This is a genomic window from Bacillus sp. 22190 (assembly GCF_052045575.1).
Lineage (GTDB): Bacteria > Bacillota > Bacilli > Bacillales > Bacillaceae > Bacillus > Bacillus altitudinis.
In genome coordinates, this window is record NZ_JBQEPF010000018.1 from 11,539 (window position 1) to 28,999 (window position 17,461).

Annotated in this window: 18 protein-coding genes and 2 other annotated features (1 of these 20 cut by a window edge); all 18 genes read left to right on the top strand. The window is 41.8% G+C overall.

The annotated features are described in order from the left end of the window. Positions 1 to 24 (top strand) — a binding site (T-box leader) (it extends 206 nt beyond the left edge of the window). An 81-nt stretch (positions 25 to 105) separates the two neighbouring features. Further along, entirely contained in the window at positions 106 to 759 is a 654-nt protein-coding gene (gene cysE / locus ACTJKA_RS17560; protein ID WP_017366453.1) for a serine O-acetyltransferase, read from the top strand. Further along, the gene (gene cysS, locus ACTJKA_RS17565) at positions 756 to 2,156 is read left to right on the top strand and encodes a cysteine--tRNA ligase (protein WP_008345429.1); all 1,401 of its coding nucleotides are present in this window, start codon (positions 756 to 758) and stop codon (positions 2,154 to 2,156) included. The genes cysE and cysS overlap by 4 nt, the downstream gene beginning before the upstream one ends. Before the next feature lie 3 nt (positions 2,157 to 2,159). After that, the gene (locus tag ACTJKA_RS17570) at positions 2,160 to 2,591 is read left to right on the top strand and encodes a Mini-ribonuclease 3 (protein ID WP_008345428.1); all 432 of its coding nucleotides are present in this window, start codon (positions 2,160 to 2,162) and stop codon (positions 2,589 to 2,591) included. Beyond that, positions 2,575 to 3,324: a 23S rRNA (guanosine(2251)-2'-O)-methyltransferase RlmB gene (gene rlmB / locus ACTJKA_RS17575; RefSeq protein ID WP_017359163.1), complete on the top strand. Its 750-nt coding sequence runs from the start codon at positions 2,575 to 2,577 to the stop codon at positions 3,322 to 3,324. Before ACTJKA_RS17570 ends, rlmB begins: the two co-directional genes overlap by 17 nt. Positions 3,325 to 3,326: 2 nt before the next feature. Then, entirely contained in the window at positions 3,327 to 3,839 is a 513-nt protein-coding gene (gene rae1, locus ACTJKA_RS17580) for a ribosome-dependent mRNA decay endonuclease Rae1/YacP (protein ID WP_007496285.1), read from the top strand. A 63-nt stretch (positions 3,840 to 3,902) separates the two neighbouring features. Then, positions 3,903 to 4,559 carry an RNA polymerase sporulation sigma factor SigH gene (sigH, locus tag ACTJKA_RS17585; RefSeq protein WP_008345424.1) on the top strand — a complete coding sequence of 219 codons (657 nt, stop codon included), beginning with the start codon at positions 3,903 to 3,905 and terminating at the stop codon, positions 4,557 to 4,559. 76 nt (positions 4,560 to 4,635) lie between these two features. Next, positions 4,636 to 4,785, top strand: coding sequence for a 50S ribosomal protein L33 (gene rpmG, locus ACTJKA_RS17590; protein ID WP_008356502.1), 150 nt, complete (start codon positions 4,636 to 4,638; stop codon positions 4,783 to 4,785). Between the two features lie 34 nt (positions 4,786 to 4,819). After that, complete coding sequence (gene secE, locus ACTJKA_RS17595; RefSeq protein ID WP_008345422.1) at positions 4,820 to 4,996, top strand: preprotein translocase subunit SecE; 177 nt, start codon at positions 4,820 to 4,822, stop codon at positions 4,994 to 4,996. A gap of 171 nt (positions 4,997 to 5,167) precedes the next feature. Further along, positions 5,168 to 5,701 carry a transcription termination/antitermination protein NusG gene (gene nusG / locus ACTJKA_RS17600; protein ID WP_003217197.1) on the top strand — a complete coding sequence of 178 codons (534 nt, stop codon included), beginning with the start codon at positions 5,168 to 5,170 and terminating at the stop codon, positions 5,699 to 5,701. A gap of 171 nt (positions 5,702 to 5,872) precedes the next feature. Beyond that, the gene (gene rplK / locus ACTJKA_RS17605) at positions 5,873 to 6,298 is read left to right on the top strand and encodes a 50S ribosomal protein L11 (protein WP_003216956.1); all 426 of its coding nucleotides are present in this window, start codon (positions 5,873 to 5,875) and stop codon (positions 6,296 to 6,298) included. Positions 6,299 to 6,397: 99 nt separating this feature from the next. After that, on the top strand, positions 6,398 to 7,096 hold the full coding sequence (rplA, locus tag ACTJKA_RS17610) for a 50S ribosomal protein L1 (protein ID WP_017359164.1): 699 nt from the start codon (positions 6,398 to 6,400) through the stop codon (positions 7,094 to 7,096). Between the two features lie 46 nt (positions 7,097 to 7,142). Then, positions 7,143 to 7,283: a sequence feature (ribosomal protein L10 leader region), on the top strand. A 69-nt stretch (positions 7,284 to 7,352) separates the two neighbouring features. Beyond that, positions 7,353 to 7,853, top strand: coding sequence for a 50S ribosomal protein L10 (gene rplJ, locus ACTJKA_RS17615; protein ID WP_003217048.1), 501 nt, complete (start codon positions 7,353 to 7,355; stop codon positions 7,851 to 7,853). A gap of 42 nt (positions 7,854 to 7,895) precedes the next feature. After that, positions 7,896 to 8,261, top strand: a complete 366-nt coding sequence (gene rplL, locus ACTJKA_RS17620) for a 50S ribosomal protein L7/L12 (RefSeq protein ID WP_008345418.1) — start codon at positions 7,896 to 7,898, stop codon at positions 8,259 to 8,261. 96 nt (positions 8,262 to 8,357) lie between these two features. Continuing rightward, complete coding sequence (locus ACTJKA_RS17625) at positions 8,358 to 8,963, top strand: class I SAM-dependent methyltransferase (RefSeq protein WP_007496296.1); 606 nt, start codon at positions 8,358 to 8,360, stop codon at positions 8,961 to 8,963. Between the two features lie 255 nt (positions 8,964 to 9,218). Further along, the gene (gene rpoB, locus ACTJKA_RS17630) at positions 9,219 to 12,800 is read left to right on the top strand and encodes a DNA-directed RNA polymerase subunit beta (protein WP_024425866.1); all 3,582 of its coding nucleotides are present in this window, start codon (positions 9,219 to 9,221) and stop codon (positions 12,798 to 12,800) included. Positions 12,801 to 12,861: 61 nt separating this feature from the next. After that, positions 12,862 to 16,461, top strand: a complete 3,600-nt coding sequence (gene rpoC / locus ACTJKA_RS17635; RefSeq protein WP_191219267.1) for a DNA-directed RNA polymerase subunit beta' — start codon at positions 12,862 to 12,864, stop codon at positions 16,459 to 16,461. Positions 16,462 to 16,607: 146 nt separating this feature from the next. Next, positions 16,608 to 16,856, top strand: a complete 249-nt coding sequence (locus ACTJKA_RS17640) for a 50S ribosomal protein L7ae-like protein (RefSeq protein WP_008345416.1) — start codon at positions 16,608 to 16,610, stop codon at positions 16,854 to 16,856. A 113-nt stretch (positions 16,857 to 16,969) separates the two neighbouring features. Further along, the gene (gene rpsL / locus ACTJKA_RS17645) at positions 16,970 to 17,389 is read left to right on the top strand and encodes a 30S ribosomal protein S12 (RefSeq protein WP_003216962.1); all 420 of its coding nucleotides are present in this window, start codon (positions 16,970 to 16,972) and stop codon (positions 17,387 to 17,389) included. Positions 17,390 to 17,461: the final 72 nt, after the last annotated feature.

Sequence of the window (17,461 nt, forward strand, 5' to 3'; positions counted from 1 at the left end):
CCGCGTTTTCAAAACGTCTCTGTCATATGGCAGAGGCGTTTTTTATTTGTCCAAAAAAGAGAGCAAGTCCTAAGAGAGATTGATGGGGAAGAACGGGGGGAGCATGTGTTTTTCAAAATGCTGAAAGAAGATATTGATACTGTGTTTGATCAAGATCCTGCTGCTAGAAGCTATCTTGAAGTAGTGCTAACCTATTCAGGGCTTCATGCGATTTGGGCTCATCGTGTTGCGCATGCATTTTACAAGCGTAAACTGTATTTTCTTGCGCGGATCATTTCTCAGGTCAGCCGGTTTTTCACAGGGGTTGAGATTCATCCAGCAGCAACCATCGGCCGGCGGTTCTTTATTGATCACGGCATGGGCGTCGTGATTGGGGAAACATGTGAAATTGGCGATAACGTCACTGTTTTCCAAGGCGTGACATTAGGGGGAACAGGGAAAGAAAAGGGAAAGCGGCATCCAACTATTTTGGACGATGCGCTGATTGCGACTGGTGCTAAGGTGCTCGGTTCTATTACCGTAGGAAAAGGGTCCAAGATTGGTGCGGGGTCTGTTGTGTTAAAAGACGTACCAGACCATTCTACTGTTGTAGGTATACCTGGGCGAGTGGTCGTTCAAAATGGAAAGAAAATCAATCGTGATCTCAATCATCAAGATTTGCCAGATCCCGTTTCTGATCGTTTCAAAGAATTGGAGCGAGAAATGGAAAAGCTAAAACGTGAGCTGGCTTCATTGAGCAGAAAGGAAGAACAATCATGACAATCAATATTTATAATACATTGACACGTAAGAAGGAAGAGTTTGTCCCGCTTGAACCAGGAAAGGTGAAAATGTATGTATGCGGACCAACCGTGTATAACTACATTCATATCGGGAATGCAAGACCGGCCATTGTATATGACACGGTACGTAAGTATTTAGAATATAGCGGCTATGATGTGAATTTCGTATCCAACTTTACTGATGTGGATGATAAACTCATCAAAGCAGCAAATGAATTAGGCGAGGATGTCCCAACGATTGCTGATCGATTTATCCAAGCATACTTTGAGGACGTCAGTGCATTAGGCTGCAAAAAAGCAGACCTTCACCCACGAGTGACAGAAAATATGGATGATATCATTGCGTTTATCGCCACATTGATTGAAAAAGGCTACGCCTATGAAGCAGATGGTGACGTGTATTACAGCACACGCTCATTTGAAGGCTACGGAAAACTGTCTCACCAATCGATTGATGAATTAAAGACAGGTGCCCGTATTCGTGTAGGTGAAAAGAAAAGGGATGCACTCGACTTTGCATTATGGAAGGCCGCAAAGGATCAGGAGATTTCTTGGGATAGCCCGTGGGGCGAAGGGCGGCCAGGCTGGCACATCGAGTGCTCTGCGATGGTCAAAAAATATTTAGGCGATACGATTGACATTCATGCTGGCGGACAGGATTTAACGTTCCCTCACCACGAGAATGAGATCGCTCAATCTGAGGCTTTGACAGGAAAACCTTTTGCGAAGTATTGGATGCATAACGGGTATATTAATATTGAGAATGAAAAAATGTCAAAATCACTTGGGAACTTTGTGCTTGTACATGACATTATTAAAGAACAAGATCCAGATGTGCTTCGTTTCTTTATGCTGTCAGTTCACTATCGTCATCCAATCAATTACTCCATTGACTTATTGGAAAGTACAAAGAGTGCATTTAACAGACTCAAAACATCTTATTCAAATCTACATCATCGCCTTGAGAGCAGTACCAATTTAACAGAGGATAACACTGAATGGTTGACAAAGATTGAAGAGCAGCGAGCGACATTTATTTCTGAAATGAATGATGACTTCAATACGGCAAATGCCATCTCTGTTTTATTTGAACTAGCGAAACAAGCGAATTACTATATGGAAAATGATCATACTTCTGAGGAAGTGATCAAGGCATTTATTGGCTTGTTCCAAGAAATCACATCCGTCCTCGGCTTCTCCCTAGAAGAAAAGCACACGCTTGACGAAGAGGTAGAAGCATTAATTGAGAAGCGGAATGAAGCTAGAAGGAATCGTGACTTCGCATTGTCTGATCAAATTCGTGACCAGTTAAAGAGCATGAATATTGTATTGGAGGACACTCCTCAAGGTACGCGCTGGAAAAGAGGAGAATAGGTCATGTTGAATTTTGAAAAGCTGAAAGACGGAAAACAGTTGAACGGACTTGCACTTGCTTATATGGGTGATGCCATTTTTGAAGTATACGTGAGGCATCACCTCCTCCAAACGGGGGCGACCAAACCAAATGAGCTTCATAAACGTGCAAGTAAGATCGTTTCAGCTAAATCTCAGGCCGCTATTTTATTTGAGCTTCAGCAGAAGGGCTTTTTCACAGAAGCGGAAGAAGCGGTGCTGAAAAGAGGAAGAAATGCAAAATCAGGCACAGTGCCTAAAAACACAGACGTTCAAACGTATCGTTATAGTACAGCGTTTGAAGCGCTCATGGGTTATTTATTTATTGAGAAGCAGGACGAACGCTTAGAAGAATTGATTAGTCAGGCGATTGAAATCGGAACGTCAGGGAGGAAGACAAATGAGTCAGCAACATGATTATGTGATTGGGAAAAATGCAGTGATTGAAACACTGAAGTCAGATCGGGAGTTATACAAGCTCTGGATGGCAGAAAACACTGTAAAAGGACAAGCCCAGCAGGTCATTGAACTCGCGAAAAAGCAAAATATCACCATTCAGTATGTTCCGAGGAAAAAGCTTGATCAGATGGTAACAGGTCAGCACCAGGGAATCGTTGCACAAGTAGCAGCATATGAATATGCAGAATTGGACGATCTGTATCAAATTGCTGAAAAGCGGAATGAACAACCATTTTTCATCATCTTAGATGAAATTGAAGATCCGCACAATTTAGGGTCGATCATGCGTACGGCCGATGCTGTTGGTGCACATGGAATCGTCATTCCAAAACGACGAGCGGTAGGCTTGACGACAACTGTTGCGAAAGCATCTACTGGAGCCATTGAACATATTCCGGTCGCAAAAGTAACCAATCTTTCCAGAGCTCTTGATGAAATGAAAGAAAGAGGAATCTGGGTCGCAGGAACAGATGCATCTGCGAAGCAGGACTACAGACAATTTGACGGCACGATGCCTCTCGCTCTTGTCATTGGCAGTGAAGGAAAAGGAATTGGCCGATTGATTAAGGAAAAATGTGATTTCTTGATTAAATTGCCAATGGCCGGGAAGGTCACTTCATTAAATGCATCAGTTGCCGCTAGTCTATTGATGTATGAAGTGTATCGAAAACGTTATCCGTTAGGAGAATAGAGATGGACATCCTCTTAGTCGATGGATACAACATGATAGGTGCATGGCCTCGTTTGCAACACTTAAAAGAAAACAGCTTTGAAGAAGCCAGAGACGTGCTGATTCAACATTTAGCAGAATATCAAGCATATACAGGGTATCGAGTCATTGTCGTATTCGATGCCCATATGGTCAAAGGAATCGAAAAGAAGCGGACAAACCACCGAGTAGAGGTCATCTTTACAAGAGAAAATGAAACGGCTGATGAGCGGATTGAAAAACTGGCACAAGACTTGAATAACATTCGGACGCAAATTCATGTGGCGACCTCTGATTATACAGAACAATGGGCGATTTTTGGACAGGGTGCACTTCGTAAGTCAGCACGAGAGCTCTTAAGAGAGATAGAAGTGATTGAACGAAAGATTGAAACACGTGTCAAAAAGATTACTTCTGATAAACCAGCATCCAAAATTGAATTGTCAGAAGATGTATTGAAAACGTTTGAAAAATGGCGGCGGGGAAACTTGGAATAGCTTGACGATATTTCAACCATTATTGTATAATATTTCTATCTAGGTGCGGTCGGGGGGATCGAAGTGAATCTAAACAACAGCAAGGGTAAGTCCATCAGAGAGCAATTTTGCCAGTTGGAAGATGAACAAGTCATTGAAAGGGTTCATGTCGGAGATAGTGATGCGCTAGATTATTTAATAACGAAATACCGCAATTTTGTACGTGCGAAAGCAAGATCTTATTTCTTGATTGGAGCGGATCGAGAAGACATTGTCCAAGAGGGGATGATCGGACTTTATAAGTCTATCCGCGATTTCAGAGAGGACAAGCTTACTTCATTTAAGGCTTTTGCAGAATTATGTATTACCCGCCAAATTATCACCGCAATTAAAACAGCTACTCGCCAAAAACATATCCCGTTAAATTCCTATGTATCATTAGACAAGCCGATATACGATGAAGAATCGGACAGAACATTATTGGACGTCATTTCCGGTGCTAAAGCGCTTAACCCAGAAGATTTAATCATTAGCAAAGAAGAATTTGATGATATTGAAATGAAAATGGGTGAATTACTAAGCGAGCTGGAAAGAAAGGTACTTGTGCTTTATCTTGATGGCAGGTCCTATCAGGAGATTTCTGAAGATTTAAACCGTCATGTGAAATCAATTGATAACGCACTCCAAAGAGTAAAGAGAAAATTAGAGAAATATTTAGAGCTGCGCGAGATCAGTCTCTAATCAAACCTATATTGACAGCTTTTTCGACACTGTGATAAGGTACTAAGGAAATGATGTCGAGAAAATAGGTGTAAATATGAGGAAAAAGATTACTCTAGCCTGTAAAGACTGCGGAAGCCGCAATTATACGACAATGAAAAGTGTTGCTTCAGCAGCTGAAAGATTAGAAGTTAAGAAATATTGCAAGACTTGTAATTCACATAAAACACATTTAGAAACGAAGTAGGATTTGCGTTCTTTAATCTGTGGAGGTCTTTTACATGCGTATTATCAGTTTCTTAAAAAGTGTCGGGAAAGAAATGAAAAAGGTCAGCTGGCCAAAGAAAAACGAAATGGTCCGCTACACGATCACTGTTATTTTAACAGTCGTATTTTTTGCCATCTTTTTCTCTTTTCTTGATATAGGAATCTCACAATTAATCGAATTAATTCATTAATACTTGAATAATGGTCTGCTGAACGTGCTATAATAGATCATAATATGACTTGCCAAAAAACCCGTTTTACGGGTTTTTTCAATTGCTTGAAAATATTTACCGGTACTCGAGATTCGTCAAATAGACATTACGAAATGTGGGGAGGGAAGGACTAAATAGTCCTGAACGAAAATGGAAAAGAATTGGTATGTTGTGCATACGTACTCTGGCTATGAGAACAAAGTGAAAGCGAACTTGGAAAAGCGTGTTGAATCAATGGGCATGCAGGATAAAATTTTCCGCGTTGTTGTACCAGAAGAAGAAGAAACGGACATTAAAAATGGTAAGAAAAAAGTAGTGAAAAAGAAAGTATTCCCTGGATATGTGCTAGTAGAAATCGTCATGACTGACGATTCTTGGTATGTTGTTCGTAATACACCAGGTGTGACAGGATTCGTTGGATCAGCTGGATCAGGCTCTAAGCCGACAGCGTTATTACCTGGCGAAGCGGAAACCATTCTGAAGAGAATGGGACTTGAAGAGCGCAAGACAGAAATCGACTTTGAACTAAAAGAAACAGTCAAGGTCATCGATGGACCATTTGCTAACTTCACAGGCTCTATCGAAGAGATTGATTATGATAAAAGCAAAGTCAAAGTATTCGTTAATATGTTTGGTAGAGAAACTCCTGTGGAACTTGAGTTCACACAGATCGATAAATTGTAATTTAAAAGAGCTTGAAATGAGTGTATAGAAGTGGTAATATAGCAAAGGTACGTCTTGAGTTCGCTCAAGATCGCTAGCTAGTTATTTCGTCATTCATATAAAGAATGAAGTTGTTGAGTGGGAGGGGGATTCCCCTATTACCACATCACGGACTTTAAGGAGGTGTGTCTCGTGGCTAAAAAAGTAGTAAAAGTTGTTAAATTGCAAATTCCTGCTGGAAAAGCTAACCCAGCTCCACCAGTTGGACCTGCACTAGGTCAAGCCGGTGTTAATATCATGGGATTCTGTAAGGAGTTTAACGCTCGTACAGCTGACCAAGCTGGTCTTATCATTCCTGTTGAAATTTCGGTTTTTGAAGACCGTTCATTTACATTTATTACTAAAACTCCACCTGCTGCAGTATTACTTAAAAAAGCAGCTGGTATTGAGTCTGGTTCTGGTGAACCTAACCGTAATAAAGTGGCAACTGTTAAGCGTGATAAAGTACGCGAAATCGCGGAAACAAAAATGCCTGACTTAAACGCTGCTAGCGTTGAATCAGCTATGCGCATGGTTGAAGGTACTGCACGCAGTATGGGTATTGTCATCGAAGATTAATTTTTTGTCTTGTTGGGTTGCGAGTTTGGTTTTGACAAGTTCGCAACCCTTATTCGTGGGAGGTTATTCCGCTAAAACCACATAAGGAGGATTTTTATAATGGCTAAAAAAGGTAAAAAGTATGTAGAAGCTGCTAAGCTGATCGATCGTACAAAAGCGTATGATGTTGCTGAAGCTGTTTCTCTTACAAAAAAAGCAAATACAGCGAAATTTGATGCGACTGTAGAAGTTGCTTTTCGTTTGGGCGTAGACCCTCGTAAAAACGATCAACAAATCCGCGGTGCAGTTGTACTTCCTAACGGAACTGGTAAAACTCAACGCGTTCTTGTGTTCGCTAAAGGCGAAAAAGCAAAAGAAGCAGAAGCTGCTGGAGCAGACTACGTTGGAGATTCTGATTACATCACTAAAATCCAACAAGGCTGGTTCGAATTCGATGTAATCGTTGCGACACCTGACATGATGGGTGAAGTTGGTAAGATCGGTCGTGTACTTGGACCAAAAGGTCTTATGCCAAACCCTAAAACAGGAACTGTAACTTTCGAAGTAGAAAAAGCAATCAATGAAATCAAAGCTGGTAAAGTAGAATACCGCGTTGATAAAGCTGGTAACATCCACGCGCCAATCGGAAAGGTTTCTTTCGAGGACGAAAAGCTTGTTGAGAACTTTGCAACAATCTATGACACAATCCTTAAAGCAAAACCTGCAGCGGCTAAAGGTGTATACGTGAAAAACGTTTCTGTTACATCTACTATGGGCCCTGGCGTGAAAGTGGATCCATCTTCTTTCTCTGCAAAATAATTCTTGACTTATCACAATCGTTTTGATAATATCAAAATGTTGTAAAATAGAATAATCATTTATACCGTAGACAGCAGGGGCCTTATGGCTTAATTAACCCGCCGAGGTGTATATGTCACAGTCTTACGTTAACGTATGCTTGTATATACAGCCTCCATGTCTTAATGGAGGCTTTTTATATGGAGAACCGTTCGTTAGGAACGTGATGGCCTGATCGGTATAAGTGTTACACAAAGAATGTACAGGAGGTGTAACCATGAGCAATGCAATCGATACTAAAAAAGTTGTCGTTGATGAAATTACTTCTAAGTTTAAAGACAGTATGTCTACTGTAATCGTAGATTACCGCGGTCTTTCAGTTTCTGAAGTGACTGAACTTCGTAAACAGCTTCGTGATGCTGGCGTAGAATTCAAAGTTTACAAAAATACTTTGACTCGCCGTGCAGTTGAACAAGTTGAACTAACGGGTTTAAACGATTTCTTAACAGGTCCAAACGCTATCGCATTCAGTAACGAAGATGTTATCGCACCTGCGAAAATCATCAACGAATTTGCGAAAAGCCACGAAGCTTTAGAAATCAAAGCTGGTGTTATCGAAGGAAACGTAGCGACTGTAGAAGAAGTGAAGGCTCTTGCGGAACTTCCGTCTCGCGAAGGCTTACTATCTATGTTGCTTAGCGTTCTTCAAGCTCCAGTTCGTAACCTTGCTCTTGCTACTAAAGCAGTTGCAGATCAAAAAGAAGAACAAGGCGCTTAATGCGTACTTGACGTAAAAAACTTAAAAATGGAGGAATTACAAATGGCTTTAAATATCGAAGAAATCATTGCTTCAGTTAAAGAAGCAACTGTACTTGAGTTAAACGACTTAGTAAAAGCAATCGAAGAAGAATTTGGCGTAACTGCTGCTGCTCCTGTAGCTGTAGCTGCTGGTGGCGGTGCTGCTGCTGAAGAAAAAACTGATTTTGATCTAGTACTTGCTGGTGCTGGAGACCAAAAAATCAAAGTTATCAAAGTGGTTCGTGAAATCACTGGTCTTGGCTTGAAAGAAGCTAAAGAACTTGTTGACAACACTCCAAAACCACTTAAAGAAGGTATTGCTAAAGAAGAAGCTGAAGAACTTAAAGCTAAGCTTGAAGAAGTTGGCGCTTCTGTAGAAGTTAAGTAATCTTCGCCTAATCTTTTGGGAAAGCTCGCTTTTACTGGCGGGCTTTTTCTTTTCTTATCTCCTGAAACGATTGAATCCAGAGGAGGTCCATTCACCATGAGTGACCACTATTATACGGAAAAGCCATCAGTGAAAAGCAATAAACAGACATGGGACTTCACCTTGAGAAACCGTAGCTTTACTTTTACAAGTGACAGTGGAGTGTTTTCTAAGAAAGAAGTCGACTATGGTTCGAGGCTTTTAATTGAAGCTTTTGAAGAACCTGACTTGGATGGCGACGTCTTAGATGTCGGTTGCGGTTATGGACCGATCGGCTTATCGTTAGCAAACGAAATGACAGGCCGCACCATTCATATGATTGATGTGAACGAAAGAGCAGTCGAACTTTCAAAGGAAAACGCTAAGCATAATCGCATTGATAATGTCCGCATCTATCAAAGTGATTTGTTCTCGAATGTTCATTCATCAGCTGCTTTTGCCTCTATACTGACCAATCCCCCAATACGGGCAGGGAAGAAAGTAGTACATGCGATCTTTGAAAAAAGTGCTGATCATTTATTGCCGGAAGGTGAGTTGTGGGTGGTTATTCAGAAAAAACAAGGTGGACCATCTGCGATTGAGAAATTAGAGCAACTTTTTGGAGAAGTGACGGTCGTTATGAAAAAAAAGGGCTACTATATTATCAAAGCTAAAAAAGTTTGACGCAGTTTCCTAGCTGTGTTAACATTATAAAATGCCAATGTGTATATTTTGCTTGATAGGCTTAAAAAACAACTATTTTGTATAAATTATGCATACTTGGGAAAACTAATAAAATCGGTATTTGTTTTTGGATGTGGTTTTCTTATTTTAGAAACCCTTTTTTCTTTTGTCTTGTAAAAGTATTTCTTTACTGACATTTGAAAGACAGAAATACTTTTTACACATATAATACGCATGATTTGAGGGGTGAATCAGTTGACAGGTCAACTAGTTCAGTATGGACGACACCGCCAGCGCAGAAGCTACGCACGCATAAGCGAAGTGTTAGAATTACCAAATCTCATTGAAATTCAAACCTCTTCTTATCAGTGGTTTCTTGATGAGGGTCTTAGAGAGATGTTTCAAGATATATCCCCAATTGAGGATTTTACTGGTAACCTTTCTCTTGAATTCATTGATTACAGCCTAGGGGATCCTAAGTATCCTGTAGCAGAATCAAAAGAACGTGATGTAACTTACTCTGCTCCACTAAGAGTAAAAGTTCGTTTAATTAACAAAGAAACTGGAGAAGTAAAAGACCAAGATGTGTTTATGGGTGATTTCCCAATCATGACAGACACAGGTACTTTTATCATTAATGGTGCGGAACGTGTAATCGTTTCTCAGTTAGTACGTTCTCCAAGTGTATATTTCAGTGGTAAAGTAGACAAAAACGGTAAAAAAGGTTTTACTGCGACTGTCATTCCAAACCGTGGCGCATGGTTAGAATACGAAACTGATGCGAAGGATGTAGTCTATGTACGCATCGATCGCACACGTAAGTTGCCGGTTACGGTTCTTTTGCGTGCTCTCGGCTTCAGCTCTGATCAAGAGATTCTTGACCTCATTGGCGAGAATGAATACTTACGCAACACGTTGGAAAAAGACAATACAGAGAATGCTGATAAAGCACTTCTCGAAATCTACGAGCGTCTTCGTCCGGGAGAGCCGCCAACTGTTGAAAATGCGAAAAGCTTGCTAGACTCTCGCTTCTTTGATCCAAAGAGATATGACTTAGCAAATGTTGGACGCTACAAGATTAATAAGAAGCTTCATATTAAAAATAGACTATTCAATCAAAAATTGGCTGAAACGCTAGTTGATCCTGAAACAGGTGAAATCCTAGCAGAAAAAGGTCAAATTTTAGATAGAAGAGTGCTTGATAAAGTTCTTCCATACTTAGAAAACGGCATCGGATTTAGAAAGCTTTATCCAAACGGTGGCGTAGTAGAGGATGAAGTAGAACTTCAATCTATCAAGATTTATGCACCAACTGATCAAGAAGGCGAGCAAGTGATCAACGTGATTGGTAATGCATATGTAGAGGAAGCTGTGAAGAACATCACGCCTTCTGACATCATTGCTTCAATCAGTTACTTCTTTAACCTGCTTCATGGAGTAGGTGACACAGATGATATCGATCACCTTGGTAACCGTCGTCTGCGTTCTGTAGGTGAACTTCTGCAAAACCAATTCCGTATTGGTTTAAGCAGAATGGAGCGTGTTGTTCGTGAAAGAATGTCGATTCAAGACACGAACACGATCACACCTCAGCAGTTGATCAACATCCGTCCTGTGATCGCTTCTATCAAAGAGTTCTTTGGTAGCTCTCAGCTTTCTCAGTTCATGGATCAAACAAACCCGCTTGCTGAATTGACTCATAAACGTCGTCTATCAGCGCTTGGACCGGGTGGTTTGACACGTGAGCGTGCAGGAATGGAAGTTCGTGACGTTCACTATTCTCACTATGGTCGTATGTGTCCGATTGAAACACCAGAGGGTCCAAACATTGGTTTGATCAACTCTCTATCTTCATTTGCGAAAGTGAACCGCTTCGGATTTATCGAAACACCTTACCGTCGGGTTGATCCTGAAACAGGTAAAGTGACGCCGAGAATCGATTACTTAACCGCTGATGAAGAGGATAACTACGTTGTAGCACAAGCGAACGCTCAGCTAGCTGATGATGGTTCGTTTATCGATGATAACATTATCGCTCGTTTCAGAGGGGAAAACACCGTTGTTCCTCGAAACCGCGTTGACTACATGGACGTTTCGCCGAAGCAGGTTGTTTCTGCAGCGACAGCATGTATCCCATTCTTAGAAAACGATGACTCTAACCGTGCTCTAATGGGAGCGAACATGCAACGTCAGGCTGTGCCTTTGATGCAGCCGGAATCACCGATTGTTGGTACAGGTATGGAGTATGTATCAGGTAAAGACTCTGGTGCTGCTGTGATCTGCCGTTACCCAGGTGTTGTAGAACGTGTTGAAGCGAAGAATATTTGGGTTCGCCGTTATGAAGACGTTGACGGACAACAAGTCAAAGGAAACCTAGACAAATACAGCTTGCTGAAATTTGTCCGCTCTAACCAAGGGACTTGCTACAACCAGCGCCCAATTGTAAGTGTTGGAGATGAAGTCGTCAAAGGAGAAATCCTTGCAGACGGTCCTTCTATGGAAAAAGGTGAATTGGCTCTAGGACGTAACGTCATGGTCGGCTTCATGACTTGGGACGGTTACAACTATGAGGATGCGATCATTATGAGTGAGCGCCTTGTAAAAGATGACGTCTACACTTCTATTCATATTGAAGAATATGAATCAGAAGCTCGTGATACAAAGCTTGGACCAGAAGAAATTACGCGTGATATTCCAAACGTTGGGGAAGATGCTTTACGCAACCTTGACGAGCGTGGAATCATCCGTATTGGTGCAGAAGTAAAAGACGGAGATCTTCTTGTCGGGAAAGTAACGCCTAAAGGTGTAACAGAACTAACAGCTGAAGAACGTCTATTACATGCAATCTTCGGTGAAAAGGCTCGTGAAGTACGTGATACGTCTCTACGTGTACCACACGGCGGCGGCGGAATCATCCACGATGTCAAAGTCTTTAACCGTGAAGATGGAGATGAATTACCACCAGGTGTTAACCAGTTAGTTCGCGTATACATCGTTCAGAAGCGTAAAATTTCTGAAGGTGACAAAATGGCCGGACGACATGGTAACAAAGGGGTTATCTCTAAAATCCTTCCAGAAGAAGATATGCCGTATCTTCCAGACGGAACACCGATTGATATCATGTTAAACCCTCTAGGGGTACCATCTCGTATGAATATCGGTCAGGTACTTGAGCTTCATATGGGTATGGCTGCACGTTACCTAGGCATCCACATTGCGTCACCAGTATTTGATGGTGCTCGTGAGGAAGATGTTTGGGAAACGCTTGAAGAAGCAGGTATGTCCCGTGATGCGAAAACAGTCCTTTATGATGGTCGAACTGGTGAACCATTCGACAACCGTGTATCTGTTGGAATCATGTATATGATCAAACTGGCTCACATGGTTGACGATAAACTTCACGCACGTTCAACTGGACCATACTCACTTGTTACGCAGCAGCCACTGGGCGGTAAAGCACAGTTTGGTGGACAGCGTTTCGGAGAGATGGAAGTATGGGCACTTGAAGCTTACGGTGCAGCATATACACTTCAAGAAATCTTAACTGTAAAATCGGATGACGTTGTGGGTCGTGTGAAAACATACGAAGCGATCGTCAAAGGGGATAACGTACCTGAACCAGGTGTCCCTGAATCATTCAAAGTATTAATTAAAGAACTTCAAAGTTTAGGTATGGATGTGAAAATTCTATCTGGCGATGAAGAAGAGATAGAAATGAGAGATTTAGAAGACGATGAGGAAACGAAGAAAGCAGACGGATTAGCGTTATCTAATGACGAAGATGCTGCAGACCTCGCACCTGTCGATCTTGAACGTGACGCAGTCACAAAAGAATAGCAGAAACGATTAGAGCAAGTGACTAGGGTATAACCCGAAGATTAAAAGGGAGGTAGGCCCCTTGCTAGATGTGAACAATTTTGAGTATATGAACATCGGTCTCGCATCACCTGATAAAATCCGTTCTTGGTCTTTTGGTGAAGTGAAAAAGCCTGAAACGATTAACTATCGTACACTGAAACCGGAAAAAGATGGTCTCTTTTGTGAACGTATCTTCGGACCGCAAAAAGACTGGGAATGTCATTGTGGAAAGTATAAACGCGTTCGTTATAAGGGTGTTGTATGTGACCGTTGTGGTGTAGAAGTAACACGGGCAAAAGTCCGTCGTGAGAGAATGGGGCATATCGAACTGGCTGCCCCAGTTTCCCACATTTGGTATTTCAAAGGTATCCCAAGCCGTATGGGTCTTGTTCTAGATATGTCACCACGTGCGTTAGAAGAAGTGATTTACTTCGCTTCTTACGTCGTGACTGATCCGGGCAACACACCGCTTGAGAAGAAACAACTTCTTTCTGAGAAAGAATTCCGTGCTTATTTAGATAAATACGGTAACACCTTCCAAGCAGCTATGGGTGCAGAAGCAATTAACAAACTTCTTCAAGATATCGATCTTGTGAAAGAAGTAGATACACTCAAAGAAGAGCTGAAAACAGCTCAGGGACAGCGTCGTACACGTGCGATCAAACGCCTTGAAGTGTTGGAAGCTTTCCGTAACTCAGGAAACAAACCGTCTTGGATGATCCTTGATGTACTTCCGGTTATTCCACCAGAATTACGTCCAATGGTTCAGCTTGATGGCGGACGTTTTGCTACTTCTGACTTGAACGACCTTTATCGTCGTGTCATCAACCGTAACAATCGTCTGAAACGTTTATTAGATCTTGGCGCGCCAAGCATCATTGTACAGAACGAGAAGCGTATGCTTCAAGAAGCTGTCGATGCCTTGATTGATAATGGACGTAGAGGCCGACCAGTAACAGGACCAGGAAATAGACCATTGAAATCTCTTTCTCACATGCTGAAAGGGAAACAAGGACGTTTCCGTCAAAACTTGCTTGGTAAACGTGTTGACTATTCTGGACGTTCCGTTATCGTCGTTGGACCACATTTGAAAATGTATCAGTGTGGACTTCCGAAAGAAATGGCTCTTGAACTATTCAAACCATTCGTGATGAAGGAGCTTGTTGAAAAAGGATTAGCTCACAACATTAAGAGCGCGAAACGTAAGATTGAGCGCGTGCAGCCGGAAGTTTGGGATGTTTTAGAATCAGTAATTCGTGAGCATCCAGTTTTACTAAACCGTGCACCAACTCTTCACAGACTTGGTATTCAAGCGTTTGAACCTACACTTGTGGAAGGACGCGCAATTCGTCTGCATCCACTTGTATGTACTGCCTACAACGCTGACTTTGATGGTGACCAAATGGCGGTTCACGTACCATTATCTGCTGAAGCTCAAGCTGAAGCTCGTATCTTAATGCTTGCTGCTCAAAACATTTTGAACCCGAAAGATGGAAAACCTGTTGTTACGCCATCTCAGGATATGGTGCTTGGTAACTATTACCTTACACTTGAGCGTAAAGGTGCTATCGGAGAAGGTATGGTCTTCAAAGATACGGATGAAGCCCTTCTTGCTTATCAAAATGGGTATGTACATCTTCATACACGTGTAGCTGTTGCAGCTAACTCGTTGAAGAACGTTACATTCACTGATGAACAGCGTTCTAAATTGTTGATTACAACAGTTGGAAAATTGATCTTTAACGAAATCTTACCGGAATCATTCCCATACATGAATGAACCGACTAAGAGCAATATTGAAGAAAAAACGCCTGATCGTTTCTTCCTTGAAAAAGGTGAGGATGTCAAAGCTGCGATCGAGAAACAAGAAATCAATGCGCCGTTCAAAAAAGGTATTTTAGGTAAAATCATTGCTGAAATCTTTAAGAGATTCCATATCACTGAAACATCTAAAATGCTTGACCGCATGAAAAATCTTGGTTTCAGATATTCTACTAAAGCCGGTATTACGGTTGGTGTATCTGATATCGTGGTACTAGACGATAAACAAAAAATCCTTGAAGAAGCACAAGCAAAAGTAGATAACGTCATGAAGCAATTCAGACGTGGTTTGATTACAGAAGAAGAGCGTTATGAGAGAGTCATTTCAATCTGGAGTTCTTCTAAAGATGTCATCCAAGGTAAACTGATGAAGTCCCTTGATGAAGTCAACCCAATCTACATGATGAGTGACTCTGGAGCGCGTGGTAACGCATCTAACTTCACTCAGCTGGCTGGTATGCGTGGTCTGATGGCCAACCCGGCTGGACGTATCATTGAACTTCCGATTAAATCTAGTTTCCGTGAAGGTTTAACCGTATTGGAATACTTTATTTCCACTCACGGAGCGCGTAAAGGTCTTGCCGATACAGCTCTTAAAACAGCTGACTCAGGTTACCTCACGCGTCGTCTCGTTGACGTTGCACAGGATGTTATTATCCGTGAAACAGATTGCGGTACAGACCGTGGAATCTTGGCGAAGTCCATTAAAGAAGGAAATGAAATTATTGAGAAACTTGAAGAACGTCTTATCGGACGTTTTGCAAGAAAACCAATTATTCATCCTGAAACGGGCGAAGTCATTGTTGGCGAAAACGAACTAATTGATGAAGATAAAGCACTTGAAGTGGTTGAAGCAGGAATCGAGGAAGTATGGATCCGTTCTGCATTTACATGTAACACGCCTCATGGTGTATGTAAACGATGCTACGGCCGTAACCTTGCAACTGGTACTGACGTTGAAGTCGGTGAAGCAGTTGGAATCATCGCTGCACAATCGATCGGTGAGCCAGGAACACAGCTTACAATGCGTACGTTCCACACCGGTGGGGTAGCAGGAGACGATATCACTCAAGGTTTACCTCGTATCCAAGAGTTATTTGAAGCGCGTAATCCGAAAGGGCAGGCAACCATTTCTGAAATTGATGGTGTCGTTGCTGAAATTAACGATGTTCGTGACAAGCAGCAGGAAATTGTGGTTCAAGGCGAAGTTGAAACTCGCTCTTACACAGCTCCTTACAATGCACGTCTGAAAGTTGTTGAAGGTGACAAAGTCACTCGTGGTCAAGTACTGACAGAAGGTTCAATCGATCCGAAAGAACTTCTTAAAGTGACTGACATGACAGCTGTTCAAGAATATCTGCTTCATGAAGTACAAAAAGTATACCGTATGCAAGGGGTAGAAATCGGAGATAAGCACGTAGAAGTAATGGTTCGCCAAATGCTTCGTAAAGTGCGTGTCGCTGATGCAGGGGATACAGATGTATTACCAGGCACACTTCTTGATGTACACCAATTCACAGAAGCGAACAAAAAAGTACTATTCGAAGGCAAACGTCCTGCAACAGGCCGTCCAGTTCTTCTTGGTATTACAAAAGCATCGCTTGAAACAGACTCATTCTTGTCTGCAGCATCCTTCCAAGAAACGACTCGTGTCCTAACAGATGCGGCGATCAAAGGAAAACGTGATGAATTGCTTGGCTTGAAAGAGAATGTCATCATCGGTAAACTTGTTCCTGCTGGAACTGGAATGCCAAACTACCGTAAAGTTAAGCCGGTTTCACAAGTGCAGCCGTCTGACGATATGGTTCCTGTAGAGTAATCTTTCTCTTAAGATTTCTATAAAAATCATCAGAAAATGGTGAAGGATGTCAAGATAATCTGTCAAACGATATTGACATCCTTCTGCCATGATGATAATATAACCAAGGTGCTCAAAATAAAACCTGTTACTTTGGAGGATATTCGATGTCTTATGATAAAGTATCACAGGCTCAATCCATTATTATTGGTACGAAGCAAACAGTAAAAGCTCTGAAACGAGATTCAGTGAAGGAAATCGTCGTAGCGAAAGATGCTGATCCTGCTTTAACCGCTAGTGTAATGAAACTAGCGCAAGAGAAGGGTGTAGACATTTTAGTGGTAGATTCCATGAAAAAGCTCGGCAAGGCCTGCGGAATTGAAGTTGGGGCAGCAGCTGTTGCCATTATGTTATAGCGTACTTGTTTTGTTTTTGCATGCTTAAAATGCAAAAACATTGTTTTTTGCCTTTTGATGAACCACCTGGGTATGTGGGTTATAAAAAAAGTAATGAAGGGAGGAATAACAACATGCCTACAATTAATCAGCTAATACGCAAAGGACGCGTGAGTAAAGTTGAAAACTCAAAGTCTCCTGCACTTAACAAAGGATACAACAGTTTCAAAAAAGAGCACACTAACGTAACATCTCCACAGAAGCGCGGGGTTTGTACTCGTGTCGGTACAATGACACCGAAAAAACCAAACTCAGCACTACGTAAATATGCTCGTGTACGTTTGTCTAACCTGATTGAGGTAACAGCTTACATTCCTGGTATCGGACATAACCTACAAGAGCACAGTGTAGTACTTATCCGTGGCGGACGTGTAAAAGACTTACCGGGTGTACGTTACCACATCGTTCGTGGTGCGCTTGATACTGCCGGAGTTGACGGTCGTATGCAAGGACGTTCTAAATACGGAACAAAACGCCCTAAACAAAGCAAATAATATAAACAAACATAAGGGTTTTTAGAAGTTGAGTTCAGATCAGTGGAGTCAGGCAGCTGACAATGAAATTGA